The organism is Collinsella sp. An7, assembly GCF_002159335.1.
Lineage (GTDB): Bacteria > Actinomycetota > Coriobacteriia > Coriobacteriales > Coriobacteriaceae > Coprousia.
Window position 1 is genome coordinate 261,240 of the sequence record NZ_NFHP01000001.1, and the last position, 15,937, is coordinate 277,176.

At 66.4% G+C, this 15,937-nt stretch carries 12 protein-coding genes and 4 tRNA genes; 13 read left to right on the top strand and 3 right to left on the bottom strand.

What is annotated here, in order from left to right; genetic code table 11:
- Positions 1-223: 223 nt before the first annotated feature.
- From B5G20_RS01160 to B5G20_RS01180, 5 genes are all read left to right on the top strand, one after another.
- Complete coding sequence (locus B5G20_RS01160; RefSeq protein ID WP_087354183.1) at positions 224-448, top strand: helix-turn-helix transcriptional regulator; 225 nt, start codon at positions 224-226, stop codon at positions 446-448.
- A gap of 170 nt (positions 449-618) precedes the next feature.
- Positions 619-1,797 (top strand): MFS transporter, encoded by a 1,179-nt coding sequence (locus tag B5G20_RS01165; protein ID WP_239286814.1) that lies wholly within the window; start codon positions 619-621, stop codon positions 1,795-1,797.
- A 161-nt stretch (positions 1,798-1,958) separates the two neighbouring features.
- Positions 1,959-4,124 (top strand): Tex family protein, encoded by a 2,166-nt coding sequence (locus tag B5G20_RS01170; RefSeq protein WP_087354186.1) that lies wholly within the window; start codon positions 1,959-1,961, stop codon positions 4,122-4,124.
- 219 nt (positions 4,125-4,343) lie between these two features.
- Complete coding sequence (locus tag B5G20_RS01175) at positions 4,344-5,348, top strand: linear amide C-N hydrolase (protein WP_087354188.1); 1,005 nt, start codon at positions 4,344-4,346, stop codon at positions 5,346-5,348.
- Positions 5,349-5,397: 49 nt separating this feature from the next.
- A complete protein-coding gene (locus tag B5G20_RS01180; protein WP_087354191.1) occupies positions 5,398-7,092 on the top strand; it encodes an MFS transporter in 1,695 nt (564 codons plus the stop codon).
- 77 nt (positions 7,093-7,169) lie between these two features.
- Here B5G20_RS01180 and B5G20_RS01185 read toward each other — a convergent pair whose 3' ends face one another.
- Together B5G20_RS01185 and B5G20_RS10655 are read right to left on the bottom strand one after the other, a co-directional pair.
- Positions 7,170-7,832 (bottom strand): 4Fe-4S binding protein, encoded by a 663-nt coding sequence (locus B5G20_RS01185; protein ID WP_087354194.1) that lies wholly within the window; start codon positions 7,830-7,832, stop codon positions 7,170-7,172.
- Complete coding sequence (locus tag B5G20_RS10655) at positions 7,829-8,605, bottom strand: rubredoxin-like domain-containing protein (protein WP_087354198.1); 777 nt, start codon at positions 8,603-8,605, stop codon at positions 7,829-7,831. Before B5G20_RS10655 ends, B5G20_RS01185 begins: the two co-directional genes overlap by 4 nt.
- Positions 8,606-9,128: 523 nt before the next feature.
- On the opposite strand from B5G20_RS10655, the gene B5G20_RS01195 reads away from it, so the two are divergent.
- The 4 genes from B5G20_RS01195 (at position 9,129) to B5G20_RS01210 (ending at position 11,409) form a co-directional block, all read left to right on the top strand.
- A complete protein-coding gene (locus tag B5G20_RS01195; protein WP_087354201.1) occupies positions 9,129-9,470 on the top strand; it encodes an arsenate reductase family protein in 342 nt (113 codons plus the stop codon).
- A 134-nt stretch (positions 9,471-9,604) separates the two neighbouring features.
- On the top strand, positions 9,605-10,474 hold the full coding sequence (gene rlmB / locus B5G20_RS01200; protein WP_087354202.1) for a 23S rRNA (guanosine(2251)-2'-O)-methyltransferase RlmB: 870 nt from the start codon (positions 9,605-9,607) through the stop codon (positions 10,472-10,474).
- A 104-nt stretch (positions 10,475-10,578) separates the two neighbouring features.
- Positions 10,579-11,265 (top strand): NYN domain-containing protein, encoded by a 687-nt coding sequence (locus B5G20_RS01205; protein WP_087354205.1) that lies wholly within the window; start codon positions 10,579-10,581, stop codon positions 11,263-11,265.
- 69 nt (positions 11,266-11,334) lie between these two features.
- A tRNA-Thr gene (locus B5G20_RS01210) sits at positions 11,335-11,409 on the top strand.
- Between the two features lie 89 nt (positions 11,410-11,498).
- Here B5G20_RS01210 and B5G20_RS01215 read toward each other — a convergent pair.
- Entirely contained in the window at positions 11,499-14,447 is a 2,949-nt protein-coding gene (locus B5G20_RS01215; protein ID WP_087354207.1) for a glycoside hydrolase family 2 TIM barrel-domain containing protein, read from the bottom strand.
- A gap of 351 nt (positions 14,448-14,798) precedes the next feature.
- Here B5G20_RS01215 and B5G20_RS01220 point away from each other — a divergent pair, with 351 nt between their 5' ends.
- The 4 genes from B5G20_RS01220 (at position 14,799) to B5G20_RS01235 (ending at position 15,916) form a co-directional block, all read left to right on the top strand.
- Positions 14,799-15,341, top strand: a complete 543-nt coding sequence (locus tag B5G20_RS01220) for a hypothetical protein (RefSeq protein WP_087354211.1) — start codon at positions 14,799-14,801, stop codon at positions 15,339-15,341.
- Between the two features lie 327 nt (positions 15,342-15,668).
- Positions 15,669-15,753: transfer RNA gene (locus B5G20_RS01225), tRNA-Tyr, on the top strand.
- A 6-nt stretch (positions 15,754-15,759) separates the two neighbouring features.
- A tRNA-Thr gene (locus B5G20_RS01230) sits at positions 15,760-15,835 on the top strand.
- Between the two features lie 4 nt (positions 15,836-15,839).
- Positions 15,840-15,916, top strand: a tRNA-Met gene (locus B5G20_RS01235).
- Positions 15,917-15,937 lie beyond the last annotated feature (21 nt).

A 15,937-nucleotide genomic window follows, 5' to 3' on the forward strand; every position in this document is an offset into this window, starting at 1 on the left:
CGCGAATCGGCGGACGCGCGAGAGTCAAGGGGGGCGCCCGGCGACACTCACCCGAGTCGGCGTGCGAGCCGGCGCGATGGCCGGGGATTGGCCTCGACCGCTGCGCAAGCCTGCCGCAATCCTGTGGCCAAATTGTGCAGACTTATCCCCAGAACCTGCGCATTCGTCAAAACGTAAACTATAGTTTAACCCACTGACGCGATGGCCATGCAAAGTCGACTCTATGGAGGAGACCATCGAACAGAGAATTGGCAGGCGCGTGCGCAGTCTTCGTGAGGAGCAGAACCTCACCAAGACCGATTTCTGCTTAATGATCAACCTCAGCAGACCCTATCTCAACAAAATCGAAAAAGGCGTAGCAAACCCCACCATCAAGGTTCTTGAGCAGATCGCCAAGGGTTTTGATATCCCCGTCACCTATCTCATCAGGCCGGCGTCTGAGGAATAGGGCAATCCCACAATAGCCGAATCACCAGGGCCGCGCGTGTCGCGTAGTGCGCGGACGAAACCCACGGCTCCAGCCGGCCCTTTCAGCGGGCGCCTAATCTGCGCGCCCATTTACCCGCCTCTACGATAGAGTGTCTAGCGGACGAAACGCACGGGGAGGGGAGACGAACGGTGGAGAGGAATCCTCGCGCGCTGCTTTGCGTGGCGCTCATCGTGGTGCTCGGGTTTGCGCTCGGGTGCTCGGAGTTTGTGGTCATCGGCGTGGAGGCGGACATCGCCGCGAGCTACAGCGTGTCGCTTGCGCGCGTTGGCGAGCTCATCAGCCTCTTTGCCGTTGCCTACGCGGTGCTCACGCCAGTGCTCGCGCTCACAACGGGGCGCTTCCGGCGGTTTCAGCTGCTTGTGGTCTACTCGATCGTCTTCTGCCTGGCAAACCTGCTCCAGGCGCTTGCGCCGAGTTTTGAGATGCTACTGGCGAGCCGCGTGCTCATCGGCGGCGTGTCCGGAGCGCTGCTTGCCCTCGGGGTGACCTATCTGCCCGAGCTGGTGGCCAGAGAGCGCGTCTCGATGGCGATCTCGGTCGTGTACGCAGCGTTCTCGGTGGCGATGGTCGTCATCACCTCCATGGGCAAGCTCGTTGCCGAGATGGCCTCGTGGCGCGCCATCATGGTTGCGGCGTGTCTGCTCGCCGTGGTGGTGAGCGTCGCGCTCGTGCTCGTGCTGCCGCGCTCCGGCGCAACCGACGCGCCGGCCACGTTCCGCGAGCAGGCGGGTCTGCTTGCGGAGCCGCAGGTGCTCACCTGCATGGCCATCTTTGTCTTTGGCGTGGGCTCGGTGTACGTGTTCTACGGCTATGTGACGCCGTACCTAGAGGAGGTACTGGGCATGGATGCGCTCGCAACCTCGGGCGCGCTCATGGTCTACGGCGTGATGTGCTTTGCGTCCAACCTCATCTCGGGTTGGCTCGACGCGCGGTTTGGCATGCGCGCCCTGCTGGTGACCTTCCCGGTGCAGGCGCTGCTGCTCGCCAGCCTGTTCTGGGCGGGGAGCGCCATGCCGCTCGCGCTCGTTCTGGTTATGGCCATTGGCTTTACCATGTACTTCGTGTCGGTGCCCTGCATCTCGCTCTTTATGGAGACGGCCGCGCGCCGCCATCCCAAGGCCCTCACGCTGGCGAGCTCGCTTGAGCCCATGTCGTTCAACATCGGCATCGCCGCCGGCACGGCGCTCGGCGGTGCGGTCGTAACGGGGCTTGGTCTGCCGTGGGTCGGGGCCGTCGGCACAGTGTGCTCGGTTGTGGCGTTTGGCTTGGTCGCGGTGACGCTTCGCTTGGCGCGGCGCTTGCGCTAGGTATTCCCGCTGTGGCGGCGGCGTCCGACTCGCCTGCCGCACTGGCCGCCTGCCGTGCAGCCCATCGGGTCTGCCCAAGCCGCCTCAACCATGTCGTTTGCGGCTGTCCGCACGGGCGGGTATCCTGTTTCTCCCAAACTAACGACGACCCGGGAGCCCGTATGGATATCATCGCCGCACTTGCCGAGGAGCTCGGCCTCAAGCGCACCGCCGTGGAGGCGGCCGTTGCCCTTATCGACGAGGGCAACGCCATCCCCTTCATCGCGCGCTACCGCAAGGAGGCGACGGGCGGCATGGACGACGTCGCCCTTCGCTCGCTCGAGGAGCGCCTCACCTACCTGCGCAATCTCGAGCAACGCAAGGAGGACGTCATCGTTCTCATTGGCGCCCAGGGCAAGCTCACCCCCGAGCTCGAGGCCGAAATCCGCGCGGCCACGCAGCTCCAGCGCGTCGAGGACCTCTACAAGCCCTACCGCAAGAAGCGCCAGACGCGCGCGCAGAAGGCCCGCGAGGCCGGGCTCGAGCCGCTTGCCAACATGATCATCATGCAGGTCTCGCCCAAGGGCACGGCCACGCCTGAGGATGCCGCTGCGCGCTTTGTCACGCCCGAGGCCGCCGAGGCCGGCTACGACACGCCCGAGAAGGCGCTCGCCGGTGCCGCGGATATCGTGGCCGAGACGGTGGCCGAGGATGCCGAGAACGTTGCCGACCTGCGCTCCTTTACCGAGGGTACGGGCGAGATCGTGACCGTGGCGACGGATGCCGACGAGAAGACTCCCTACGAGCCTTACTACGACTTTGCGGAGCCCGCGCGCAAGATTCCCAACCATCGTGTGCTCGCCATCGACCGCGGTGAGCGCGAGGGCAAGCTCCGCGTGCACGTGCGCGTCGATGGCGAGGCGGCGGTTGCGCGCCTGGGCCGCCGCTGGCCGCGTCGTCAGGGCATCTTTGCGCCGGTGCTCGACGCCGCCATCGCCGACGGCTACAAGCGCCTCATGGCCCCCTCGCTCGACCGCGAGCTCCGCGCCAAGCTCACGGTGCGCGCCCAGACCGATGCCATCAAGGTCTTCGCCAAGAACCTCGAGAGCCTGCTCTCGGCCCGCCCGGTGCGCGGCGCGCGTGTGATCGCGCTCGACCCGGGGTACCGCACCGGATGCAAGGTGGCGGTGCTCGACGAGACGGGCAAGTTGCTCGACCATGGGGTCGTTTATCCCACCCCGCCGCGCCGCGATGTGGCGGGCACCCGCCGCACGCTCGCACGGCTTGCGCGCACCTATCACATCAACACCATCGTCATCGGCAACGGCACGGCGAGCCGCGAGACCGAGGAGGTTGTCTCGGGCTTTATCGCCGACGAGGCGCCGGAGCTCCGCTACACCATCGTCAACGAGGCGGGCGCCTCAGTCTACTCGGCAAGCGAGCTGGCGAGCCGGGAGTACCCGGACCTCGACGTGACCACGCGCGGGGCCATGAGCCTCGGTCGACGTCTCCAAGACCCGCTGGCGGAGCTCGTAAAGATTCCGCCCCAATCCATTGGCGTGGGGCAGTACCAGCACGACCTCGACCAGGCTGAGCTTGCGCGCACGCTCGGGCACGTGGTGGAGGACGTGGTCAACCGCGTGGGCGTGGACGTCAACACGGCGAGCGCGAGCCTGCTCGGGTACGTCTCGGGCATCACGCCGACGGTGGCGAGAAACATCGTGGCCTATCGCGAGGAGCACGGGGCGTTTACCGACCGCCGGCAGCTCAGGGACGTGCCCAAGCTCGGCCCCAAGGCGTTTGAGCAGTGCGCGGGCTTTCTGCGCATCGCGGGCGGCGCAAACCCGCTCGACGCCACGAGCGTGCACCCCGAGAGCTACCAGGTGGCGCGCGAGGTGCTCGAGCGTGCCGGCGTGACGGCCGATGACCTGGCGGCGTGCGGCGGCATCCCCGACATCCAGCAGCGCGTGGGGAGCGTTGCCCTGCTCGCGGGCGAGCTGGGCTGCGGTATCCTCACGCTCATCGATATCTTGGGTGAACTCGAGAAGCCGGGTCGCGACCCGCGCGACGATGCGCCCGAGGTGGTCTTTAGCCGCGCGGCGCTTTCCATCGACGACCTCGAGCCGGGCATGGAGCTCACGGGGACCGTGCGCAACGTGGTCGACTTTGGCGCCTTTGTAGACGTGGGCGTGCATCAGGACGGTCTGGTGCACATCTCCAAGCTGGCGCGGCACTTCGTTAAGCATCCGAGCGACGTGGTGGCCGTGGGCGACACGGTCAAGGTCTGGGTCGAGAAGGTCGACCGTGACCGCGGCAAGATCTCGCTCACCATGGTGCCGGGAAAGTAGCCGCGCCCCGCAGGCGCCCCGCACCCCGGAAGCAACTCCGGGCCGCGGGGCGCGCGGGGGATCGCAAGACGGCGGCATTCGCGTCTGCCGTCCTGCTTAAGCATTTCGCCGTTCAAATTAACCAGTTTTTAAGCGTATTAATTGCCGTGCACGGGCAGAAGTAAAAAATCTACCACGTCGACCCGGGGGTTTGCCCGGGTAGGGAAGGGGGCGGGCCCTATGTGCACGGGTATCCGCTTTAATGGCGCGACCGGCTCGATGTATTTCGGTCGCAATCTCGATTGGACGCAGGGTTACGGTGAGAAGGTGGTGGTTACCCCTGCCGCCGCGACGCCGCCGACGGCGTTTGAGCGTCCCGACGATCTTGACGCTGCCCACGCCCACACGGTGATCGGCATGGGCATCACGGCTGGGCCCATCCCGCTTTACTTCGACTGCGGCAACGACGCCGGCCTTGCGGCCGCGGGTCTCAACTTCCCGCAGAGCGCGCGGTACGCCGACCCGTCGACAGTCCCTGCAACGCCCGCGGCTTCGGGCGATGGCACCTCGACCATCTACGTCGCCGCCTATGAGTTCCCCTTCTGGGTCGCCCGCAACTTTGCCACGCTCGACGAGGTGCGCGCGGCGCTCGCCCGCACCGTCGTGGTGGCCAAGCCCGTGTCGCCCCAGCTCCCGGTAGCCAAGCTCCACTGGCTCATCGGCGATGCCACGGGTAGCATCGTGGCAGAGTGCCTCGAGGACGGCCTGCGCGTGTGGGAGAACGACGTCGATGCGCTCACCAACGAGCCCGACTTTGGCTGGCACCGCACCAACCTGCGCAACTACCTCACCCTGACCGACGCCGAGCCCAAGGACGCCACGTGGGACCGCGCCAAGCTCGCGCCCTTTGGCACGGGCATGGGCATGCAAGGTATCCCTGGCGATTACAGCGGTCCCGCGCGCTTCGTGAAGGCCGCCTTTGTCAACAGCCATTACCCGGTGCAGGAGTCCGAGGCCGATAACGTCACGAGGCTCTTCCGCACGCTCGGCTCCGTTGCCGTGCCGCGCGGCGCGGCGTGCATGCCGGACGGCTCCTCGGAGATCACGCTCTACACGAGTTGCTTCTCCGCCGCGACGTGCACCTACTACCACGCCACCTACGACGACCCGCAGATTCGCGCCTATCCGCTCGCCGGTTGCGACCTGACGGCTACCGAGCCCTTCGTTGCCCAGGAGGCCGCGTAAGGGCGAGCCCGCATCTCGCACTGCACAGCCTATAGCGGAAAGGACAGCTATGTCACAGGTAGCATCGCAGGCCGCGAAGCCTGCCGGTACCGCTCAATCCGGCAGCGTCGCCGGGCGGTTCCTCGTTGTTCCCATCATCATCCTCATTTTGGCCCAGATGGGCGCCACGGGCGATAACGGCGCTCTTTCGCTGGCGGCCACGGCGCTTACGACCGACCTCGGCGCCACCACGGCGCAGATTCAGCTCGCCAACATGATCTACCCGCTCGTGGGCGGCGCCTTTATGATCGCCGGCGGCCTTGGTGGCACCATCTTGGGGTGGAAGCGCACCTTCCGCGCCGGCATTCTGCTGTGCGCGTTGGGCGAGGTGGCTGCCGCCCTCGCGCCCACGATGGACATCTTCATCTGGGGCGCACGCGTGCTCGTGGGCCTCGGGGCGAGTTTTATGATCCCGTCGGTCCTCGGCCTCGTCCCGCTCATCTATCACGGCCCCCATCGTGTCGTCGCCTTTGGCGCCATTGGCGCGGCGTCCGGGCTTTCGGCGCTGCTGCCGCTTGCGCTCGGCGTCGTCATGGAGGTCGCCGGCATGCACGTAACCTTCCTCGTGCTCGCCGGGTACTTCGTCGTCGTGTTCGCGCTTTCCTTCGCGCTCCCGGCCATCACGCAGCCCAAGGCCGACACCTCGTTCGATGTGATCGGCGTCGCGCTCTCGGCATCTGGTCTCTTTATGGTGCTCATTGGCATGTCGAGCATCTCGTCGTGGGGTCTTATCGAGCCGCTCTCCGGGGCTCCCTTCTCCCTCTTCGGCATCTCGCCCGCCCTGCCGCTCGTCGCACTCGGCCTGGTGGTGCTCGCGGGGCTCATCGCCTACGAGCGCCGGGTCGAGAACGCCGGCAAGACGCCGGTGCTGCCGAGTGCCTTCCTCACCACGCCGCAGGTGCGCGCCGGTCTGGTCGCCTGCGCCGTCACGTTCTTCTTCATGGGCGCGCAGTCCATCCTCATGGCTCCGTATCTGCAGCTCGTGTCTAACTGGTCGCCGGTGGCGGTGGGCGCAATCTCCATCGTGACGGGCGTGCCCACATTTGCCCTCTCTCTGGGCATCCCCAAGCTCATGCCGCATGCGCATCCGCGCCGCGTGATCCAGACCGGGTACGTGATCATGGCCGCTGCGCTTGGCGTCATGGCGCTCTCCGTTACCTCCGGCGGTTCAAATGCCCCGCTCGTCTACCTAGGTGCGTTCCTCGCCGGCGTTGGCGCCGGAACCGTCTCATCCCATGCGAGCAACGTCGTCGCGGCGGCTCTGCCCGAGCGCGAGGCGGCGCAGTCGGGCGGCATCCAGAGCACCATGCGCAACGTGGGCCAGGCGCTTGGCGTCGCACTTCTCGGCGCGGTCCTGCTCTTTGGGATCACGGGGTCGGTGCGTAGCGGTGCTGCCGCGAGCGGCGATATCTCGGAGCATGCGCAGGAGCAGCTCTCCCAGATCAACATCAACCTGGGCAGCAGCGCAACCTTTGAGAAGCAGATCGCCGGGCTTGACGTTACCGATACCGAGCGTGCCGAGCTGGTAAAGATCGAGGCCAAGTCTCGCTACGACTCGGTGCGGGTTGCCTATGCAGTGGGCGCCGTGATCGTGCTCGCGGCCCTCGCCACTACGCCCGCCATCGGCAGGAGCGGTACCGCCGGGGCCAAGGGTCCGGCCGCCGCAAAGGCCCAACCTGCCGCCAAGGGTCGGCCCGCCAAGTAAGATCCCCCTTTCCAGCCGAAAGCCGGCGGTACCTGTACGGGTGCCGCCGGCTTTCGTGTACCGCGGGGCCGGGTTGGCTAGATCTTCTCGAGGCTGCTACCGCGCGCTCCGCAGACGGGGCAGACCGGCTCCTCGCCCTCGGGGACCTCAAAGACCGCGCCGCACATGAGGCAGCGGTAGGTTGCAGTCGCACCGGCGGGGATGGGGGAGGGGTCGTTGTCGCCGCCCTCCGCCGCCTGGCCCTCGTTCATGGGGATGCGCTCCAGCAGCTGACGTGCTACCTCGTGTGGTGCGTCAGCCGATAGCGACTGCGTGGCTAGCGCGTCGAGTAACGCACGGGCGTTTGCGCTCTGGGGGAGCATATAGCCCGCCTCCCGCATGATGTCCTCGTTTACCAGGCGCGCGGCGCGCGCCACCGCGGCGGCGAGCCGTCCGAGCGCCTCGTCCTCGGCATGCGCGCTCAGGCGCTGGGCGGCAAGCTCTTCCTGCGCCTTGCGCTCGGCAAGTTCGTCGGAACGGGCGAGCACGGCGCTCGTCTTGGGTTGCTGCGGCGGAAGGTCGAGCGGCATCATCGAGATGGCCCCGCTGGGGCACGCATCGGCGCACGCCCCGCAGCCAAGGCATTTCTCAGTGTCGATGATGCTGTTCTCGGTGTCGGTCGCCCCCGTCGGACACACGTAGAGGCAGAGGCAGTCTTTGGTGCACAGGCGGAGATTCCGTACGGCTACACGTGTCTTCATGCGTCTACCCTCCCGGTGATCTCGTCAAACTTCCAGCTAGGAACCTTGCAAACCGGGCAGAGCTCAGGCGGTCGTTCGCCCACGAAGGTAAAGCCACAAACCGAGCAGACCCAGATGCGCGTGCCCGCGAGCATGGCGGGCCCTTCGCGCCGGTATCGCTCCACGAGCGAGGCAAGCGCGCTGGTCACCTTCTCGCCCCAGGTGCAAATGCGCAGGGTCCCGCGGTCTCCCGCTTCGGTCGCGGCGGCGCGGAGGGCGGGATAAGCTTGGGCGAGGTCCCCAGCAAGGAGCTCGGCGAGGTTGGCGAGCGCGTCGGCGCCGGTGGATTCCGTGGGGCTACTCTCGGCTGCGGAGCCGTCGGCCGATCCTTCGGTGCTCGCGTTAGCCTTTTTGGCCTGAGCTCCCCAGTAGTCGGCAAGCTCGCGGTAGAGCGCGGCCTCCTCCTCGTGGTACTGCTTCTCGCAACCACGGGCGAGGTTGGAGCAGATGGCGGAAATGACACCGGGGGAGAGCTCGCGGAGCTCGCCCGACGCCTGGGGGACGGGGTAGGTAGCCTCGGGATTGCCGTCGGATGGGGTGCCGGCGGAGGGTGGCGCGCCGTCCCCGGTGTTGGTGGTCGTGGCTGCGTCCCCGTCTGCGCCCCGCTCGGGCTCGAACATCGACTTTGCCGCGCCGCAGAGCGGACAGGTCCACGTCTCTGGCAGGTCGCGGAAGGGCGTCCCCTCCTTCTCTTCGTCGTAGACGTAGCCGCAGATGCTGCAAACGTATCGCATGGCGTCCCCTCTCTCGTGGCCCGGCATGGGTCTGGCGCAGCGGGGCGCGCAGCGCAAAAAAACAACGTGGCGCGCATGCGATGAGCTGCGCCTTTTCTTAATCTCACCAGCTCAGGAGATATGCGTCAAGCAATCTGGCGCGGAGCGGTGGCCTTGGCTCGGTAGCCGGTTGGCGCGGAGTGGGGAACGCCGTGGCAGGGCTGGTGCCGCGGCTATGGGTGCCTTCCTGTTCTGTCCCTCGGCCACCTGCGTCTGTCCCGTTCTTTTGCCCCCCCCTGCCCTCCGCACATCTGGTGCAAAAAGGACCATGATGGGGCAGAATCCGGCTCTATCATGGACCTATTTGCATCAAATGTGGGGAGGCTCCGCGCCCAAGCGGTACCGGCCGGCCCGTCTGCCCCATGGGGTTCTCGCGGTCGCGCCAGTCAATCGCGCCGCCGCAGGCCTGCGCTGCGGCAAAAGGCCGTATCATGACGGGCAGCGTATCGGGCGGCGCCGTCCGCCCCGGCAGAGGGAGCCCCGCATGAACATCCAGATCTTTGGTACCAAGAAGAGTTTTGACACCAAGAAGGCCCAGCGCTACTTCAAAGAGCGCCGCATCTCCTTTCAGTTCATCGACCTCAAAGAGAAGGGCATGAGCAAAGGCGAGCTCCAGAGCGTGCTGCGCGCGGTGGGCGGCATCGACGCGGCGGTGGACCCCAAGGCCAAGGACCAGGACACCGTGGCGCTCATCATGCACCTCACCGAGAGCCAGAAGTTTGACAAGCTGCTCGAGAACCAGCAGGTTCTGCGCGAGCCCATCGTGCGAAACGGCCAACGGGCAACGGTGGGTTACGAGCCCGAGGTCTGGAAGGGCTGGGAGTAGGGGGGTCCTTTGCGATCCGTCGGCGGCCTTTGGCGCCGCCCGTTGCACGGGGTTGTGTACGGCACCGCGCAGAGCGCCGGGCGCCTCGGCGGCCTTGGCTATACTTTGGATGACGATAGACGAGAGGAAGCGATATGCAGCAGAAGCGGCAGGGCCATGAGGGCGACCGGCGTAGGAGCAAGCAAGGCTCCTCGCAGCGCCCCGCACGCCAGCAGCGGGATGGGGTGCGCCCGCAGCGTACCGGCTGTCCCGAGCGGCGGCCGAGCGCCCCGCGCCCCGCGGCGGACTGCATCGAGGGCCGCCGCGCTGCGGCCGAGGCGCTCCGCACGGGCTTTCCCGTTAAGCGGGCGCTCGTGGCGGAGGGCGCGCCCGATGCCACCCTTGCCCAGCTCGTAGATGCTGTTCAGGCGGCGGGCATCCCCGTCTGCCATGTGCCGCGCGCCGAGCTCGACGCGCGCTCGAGCCATGGCAGCCACCAGGGCATCATGCTCGAGGTCGGCGCCTTTCCCTATACGGACCTCACCGATGTTTTCGCCCGCGCGGGCGAGGGCCCTGCCCTCGTGGTGGTGCTCGACCACGTAACCGACGCCGGCAACTTTGGTGCCATCGTGCGCTCGGCCGAGGTTGTGGGCGCGGCGGGTGTGGTCATTGCCAACAAGCGCGCCGCCGAGGTCAACGTCGGCGCCTACAAGACGTCGGCCGGCGCCGTCATGCACCTGCCGATCGCCCGCGTGCCCAACATCGCTCGCGCTCTCGAGGAGCTCAAGCGCGCCGGCTTTTGGGTGATCGGGGCGAGCGAGCACGCCGAGGGCACGTGCTGGGAAACGCCGCTCACGGGGCGCATCGCCCTCGTGATGGGCTCGGAGGGCGAGGGGATCAGCCGCTTGGTGCTCGATACCTGCGACGACCTCACTCGCCTGCCGCAGCGCGGGCAGACCGAGAGCCTCAACGTGGCGCAGGCGGCCACGGCACTCTGCTACGAGTGGCTGCGCTGCAACCAATAAGAGGAACGGGTGCGGTGTTGGTTCGTCCTGCCGCCGGGCGGCTGCATTGTCCACCCGGTGCCAAGGTGGGTCGCCCGCGCCCGGTCGGCACGTAAAGGGGGAGTATGAGCAAGAAGGGTCGCGCAAAGGTCAAGGTCAAGCGGTTTGGCGAGGGGTCGGCCAAGCCGATCGTCTCGGCGAGCACCTTTGGGGTGGGTAACGCCTTCAGCGCTGCGTTTGGCGAGCCTGCGAATCCGCCGCGCGGCACCAACCGCGCTGGCCAGCGCGAGCTGCTGGTGGTGGACGGTTACAACATCATCCACGCAACGCCGCGTTACGAGCATCTCATCTTTGACCACTCGGACGACCCGTACTCCAACGACGTGTACGACCGCGCCCGTACGGCGCTCATCGCCGATGTGGCGGCGTTTGCGCAGGGTCGCTACGAGGCGGTGATCGTCTTTGACGGGGCGGGCAACGTCTCGGCCGACCGGCCCAACCTGCCTCAGGCGGGTGTACGGATCGAGTTTTCGCCCACAGGTGTCTCGGCCGACACGGTGGTGCAGCGCCTGTGCACCGAGGCGCGTGAGGCGGGCCGGGCTTGCTCGGTGGTAACAAGTGATGGCACCATCCAGGCAACGGTGATGGGCAAGGGCGTGACGCGCATCTCGGCGCGCATGCTCGTGGAGGAGATCCGGCAGATTGATGCCGACGTGGCGGAGGTCGAGGCCGCACCCGATATCAAGCTCACGCTCGGCAGCCGCCTCTCGCCTGAGGCGCTTGCCAAGCTGCAATCTCTCCGCGGCCGGTAAGGGGCATGCGCGGTATGCGGGATGGCGTCCCGTCGCGCGGCAAGTTGTGATACCCTTGCATCTCACATCGCCGGTGTGGCTCAACGGTAGAGCAAGTGATTTGTAATCACTGGGTTGCGGGTTCGATTCCTGTCACCGGCTCCATTAGATTGGCAAGCCCGGTACCCTCGCGGTTCCGGGCTTTTTGTAAGCGAAAGCCAAGAATCGAACCCGCAAGGGCGCGGAGCTGACACCTACGAGCGCAGCACGCGTACTGCGAGTCGATAGTCCGCCGCGCTGCTCAGCCGATAAGGTTCGGTTACGTCGGAGCCCCAGCTGTCGATGCCGCCCACACCGCGCATGGCCCCGTAGAGTGTAACGTGGGTGTGTGTGCTCTTGGGCAGGTCCTCGCGATGGTCGGCAGTCTCGAGCTCAAGCGCGCTCGCCGGCAGGGCGGAGAAGGAGAACGGCACCTCCTCCATGACCGCCCTCAACCGCGCTGCTGCGCCCGCACCGCCCCTGTCGCAGCGCTCAGGCCCGGGCATCCCCACAAGCTCGAGCTCCTGTGTGCGCACGTGGCAACCGCACTCCTGCGGCACAAGGTAGGGCGGAACATGCGGCTCCTCGCTCCATCGGCCAAAGCGCCCGCCCCGCCACCGGTCGGGGTAGGTCTCGCCCGAGAGCCCCGTCCAGACGACTTCGCGCACCGGTGCGGGCGTAGCGAGTCTCAGGCCAAAGCAGGGGAGCTCGGGGAGTCCTGGGGCGCCGTGGTACTCCGCCTCCACGAGTATGCCGCACCCCGCCTCGACGGTGTAACGAAGAGAAGCCTCGGCTCCGGGGACGGCGTCGCTCGCAAACCGGTAGCAAACGCTGACCCGCCGCGGGCCGCGCTCCTCAATCTGCTGGTCGATGCAGCGCGGATTGGCATCGGCGGCGAGCCAGGCGCTCGCCCGCTCGGCAAAGCCGCAGCCGCGGTCGTTCTCGGTGGCGGCGCGCCAGAACGCCGGGCGCGGTGCGCGGTAGAGCCATTCGGTTCCGTTGAGCTTGATGCTCACCGGGCCATGCTCCGCCCACGAGAAGAGCACCTCGAGCTCTCCGTCGCGCACGCCCAGGTTAACGTCGCCTTCTACCACAACAAGATCGTCTGCGGTGTCGCGCGCCGTACGGCGCTCCGCCGCGCACTCGGCAAAGCGCCGTGCGTTCTCCTTGGCAGCGCTATCGCGCTGCGCATCGTGCGCCGCACGCGTGGGCTCGTCGGCATACCAGTAGCGCACTTCCTGCATCGCCGGTTTCTCGGTGCCGTCGGCAAAGACGATGCCGTCGCCGCTGAAGGCGTAGTCGCTCGGGCGCTCACCAAAGTCACCGCCATAACCCAGCGCGCGCCTGTCCAGGGCATCGCGCCGCCACAAGGCTTGGTCCATAAAGTCCCAGATAAAACCGCCGGCAAACTGCGGGAATTCCGCCCCAAGGCGCAGGTAGTCCTCCATGCCGCCCAGGCTGTTGCCCATATCGTGCATGTACTCGCACAGCACAAAGGGCTTGCGCGGCCCGGGGGTGCCGTCCGTGCCCTCCAGGTAGGCGCGCACCTCGGCAGGCGACGCGTACATGCGGCTCTCTACGTCAGAGATCTCCTCCCACGCCGCGCGGTGCGACTCATGGCCACGGGTGGGGAATACCCCTTCGTAGTGCACTGGGCGGCTGGGGTCGCTTGCGTGGAAGTACCGGCTCATCGCGGCGATGACCTCGCCGGCAAACGACTCGTTGCCGCAACTCCACATGACGACCGACGCGTGGTTCTTGTCGCGCTCAAACATCGAGCGCGCCCGGTCGATCACGGCGGGGAGCCAGGCGGGGTCACTCCCGGGGATGTTCCACGCGGGGTCGATGCGCCCGAGCTTTTGCCAGCTGCCGTGCGTCTCGAGGTTCGCCTCGTCAATGAGGTAGATGCCGTGCTCGTCGCAGAGGTCGTACCAAGGAGTCTGGTTTGGGTAGTGGCTCGTGCGCACGGCGTTGATGTTGTTTCGCGTTATGGTCTCCATCGCGCGCCGCATGTCGTCGATGCCGATGGCGCGGCCGGCCGTCGGGCTCCATTCGTGACGGTTGACCCCGCGGAAGAAGAGCCGATCGCCGTTAAGGGTGAGCACGCCGTCTATGATCTCGACCCGCCTAAAGCCAATGCGGTACGAGACGCTTTCTACCTCGGTGCCGGACGGATCGTACAGGGCGAGGGTGACGGTGTAGAGAGCGGGGGCGTCGTGGCTCCAGCACTGGACCGGCTCGATGCGGAGCTCCTCAGCGGTGCGGAACGTTCGAGCGCCGGGGTGTGTGGGCAGCTCGTCCACCTCAACATCCGCCACTTCTCCCCCGACGTCGTTCGCCTCTGCCACTAGCTCGCAGCTCCGGGCGAGCTCCACGGTGCCCGTCGGGTCAGCCACCGTAATGTGCGCATGGGGCAGCGCGTCGGCCGGTGTGCCTTCCGGTGCCGAGATCACAAGCCGCGGCCGCAGCGTGCCTGTGGCGTTATCCTGGTCAAGCTCGGCGCGCAGCCACAGGTCCTCGATATGCCACGCGGGTTTGGCGTAGAGCACCACCGGGCGAAAGATGCCAAAGAACCGGAACATGTCTTGGTCCTCGAGCCACGATGCGCTCGCGTGCTGATAGACCTCGACGGCGAGCCGGTTGGTCCCAGGGTGCAGGTAGGGCGTGAGGTCAAAGTCCGACGGGGTGAAGCTGTCCTCGGCGTACCCCACAAACGACCCGTTGCACCACAGGTAGAACGCCCGCTCCACGCCTTGGAACGAGACGCAGGTGCGCATGTCCGCCCATGCGGGGTCGAGCTCGAAGTCGCGCACGTACGACCCCACGGCGGTGCGGTCGGCGTCGATCTCGGGTGGGCGCAGGGCGCTCAGGCCGTCCCACGGGTACTGCGTGTTCACATACTGGATCTGGCCGTAGCCCTGGAGCTCGATATGGCCCGGGACGGTGATGGTCCCAAAATCGGAGAGGTCAGCGTCGGGGCGCCAGAAGTCAGACGGCCGGTCGGCGATACGTGGGCTGTAGAAAAAGCGCCATGCGCCGTCGAGCGTCTGCGCGAGCTCCCGCCCCCCAACGCGCCAATGATGGTCGGAGTGGGCGGGGAGCCGGTTGACCTCAAAGACGGCGGGCTCGGTAAGCCAGGAGAGGGAAGGGGCGGTGGCGTGCATGGCAGCTCCTTGGGTTGAGGTTGGAAGGTACGAGGCACAGTGCGTAACGGTGGCCTGCGCGCCTACAGTGTATGCCGGGGCCGCGTGTCGAGGGGCGGGTCATCGGCGCATGGCAGGTTGCATCGGAGAGCGGGGTACGGCGGTTCCACGCCGTTCGCTCCGCGTTGGGCGCCGTTCGCCCCCGTGCCGGGGCCGAGCCTTGCCGGTCATCCTCCGTCGTGGTTAGATAAGACAAAACAATCGCATAGGAATCGCTTCGGAAAAACATTCACCGGATTCGTGCTCGGGAGCTCATGTTCTAGATGTTTTCCACATGCCCGATGGGCACCGACACGAAGGGGAGCGATTTCTATGGCAGCATCCAACTCTTCACGCACGTCCACGAGGCGCCACCGTCGGCGCCGCCGCGCCTTCTCGCTCAAGAAGTGCGTTGAGTCCGACTTCTGCACCGTCATGACCTGCCTTTTGGCCTTTCTGGTCTTTGTGACCATCATGAGCTGCGGCCTTGGCTGGGGCTCCAGCGCGGTGGAGGAGATGTATCTCCCCGTGCTGATTCCGGCGTATGGGCTTCTGCTCGGAGCTTGGGTCATCGGCGGAATCGCGCAGTATGGTCCCTACGCGATTATCGCCGTGCCCGTGCAGATCCTCTATACCGTGGTCATGTTCTTCGGTCTGATCCTGTGGCTCCTCAGTCTCATCGCCGAGGGACTGCTCGGGGCTGCTCCCCTTGCCCTGACGATGCGCTCGCCCGGCGGACCCACCGAGAAGGGCACGTGGGACCGTGAGAAGGCGGACGACGGCCCGACGTCGGTCTGGGACGGCGAGGATGACGACTCGCTCGCTAAGACCTACATAACCTACAAGGGCGTGAAAAGCATCTTCGACGACGATTAGGAGATGCTGAGGGCACGCCCGGGCGCTCTGCCGCCCGAACGTCCGGGCGTGTTCCCTGCTCTTGCGCGTGACGAGAAGAGCCTCCTAGAGGGGTGGCGGCGCTACATAGGGGATAAGCCGTTCTGCCCGTGCCCTCCCGACCTCGGGATTCATAGGATATTCAAAACGGCAGTGAACAAAACCGCTGGTTAGAGCAGTAGAGATACGCCCGGGGCCGTGTATTGAGACAAATCAGTTGACAGGGGGCCGTTGCACGTAATACTATCCTTTTGCTCGCGGAGGTGCAGGTCCCTTATGGGACGGCAGCAAAGCGACGACTTGCATTGTGGGAGTGTGCCCGAGTGGTTAATGGGGACGGGCTGTAAACCCGTTGGCTCTGCCTACCAAGGTTCGAATCCTTGCGCTCCCACCAGCAAGTGCCTGTGTAGCTCAGTCGGTAGAGCACCTCGTTGGTAACGAGGAGGTCACCGGTTCAAGTCCGGTCGCAGGCTCCAGTACGGCGGTGTAGCTCAGCTGGTTAGAGCACACGGTTCATACCCGTGGCGTCACTGGTTCGAATCCAGTCACCGCTACCAGGTAACGCGGTGGCTTCCCTG

Excerpts from the sequence above, each read along its gene's own strand:
- B5G20_RS01160 (WP_087354183.1), top strand. The coding sequence starts at position 224 with ATGGAGGAGACCATCGAACAGAGAATTGGCAGGCGCGTGCGCAGTCTT.
- B5G20_RS01170 (WP_087354186.1), top strand. The coding sequence starts at position 1,959 with ATGGATATCATCGCCGCACTTGCCGAGGAGCTCGGCCTCAAGCGCACC.
- B5G20_RS01175 (WP_087354188.1), top strand. The coding sequence starts at position 4,344 with ATGTGCACGGGTATCCGCTTTAATGGCGCGACCGGCTCGATGTATTTC.
- B5G20_RS01180 (WP_087354191.1), top strand. The coding sequence starts at position 5,398 with ATGTCACAGGTAGCATCGCAGGCCGCGAAGCCTGCCGGTACCGCTCAA.
- B5G20_RS01185 (WP_087354194.1), bottom strand. The coding sequence starts at position 7,832 with ATGAAGACACGTGTAGCCGTACGGAATCTCCGCCTGTGCACCAAAGAC.
- B5G20_RS10655 (WP_087354198.1), bottom strand. The coding sequence starts at position 8,605 with ATGCGATACGTTTGCAGCATCTGCGGCTACGTCTACGACGAAGAGAAG.
- B5G20_RS01195 (WP_087354201.1), top strand. The coding sequence starts at position 9,129 with ATGAACATCCAGATCTTTGGTACCAAGAAGAGTTTTGACACCAAGAAG.
- rlmB (WP_087354202.1), top strand. The coding sequence starts at position 9,605 with ATGCAGCAGAAGCGGCAGGGCCATGAGGGCGACCGGCGTAGGAGCAAG.
- B5G20_RS01205 (WP_087354205.1), top strand. The coding sequence starts at position 10,579 with ATGAGCAAGAAGGGTCGCGCAAAGGTCAAGGTCAAGCGGTTTGGCGAG.
- B5G20_RS01215 (WP_087354207.1), bottom strand. The coding sequence starts at position 14,447 with ATGCACGCCACCGCCCCTTCCCTCTCCTGGCTTACCGAGCCCGCCGTC.
- B5G20_RS01220 (WP_087354211.1), top strand. The coding sequence starts at position 14,799 with ATGGCAGCATCCAACTCTTCACGCACGTCCACGAGGCGCCACCGTCGG.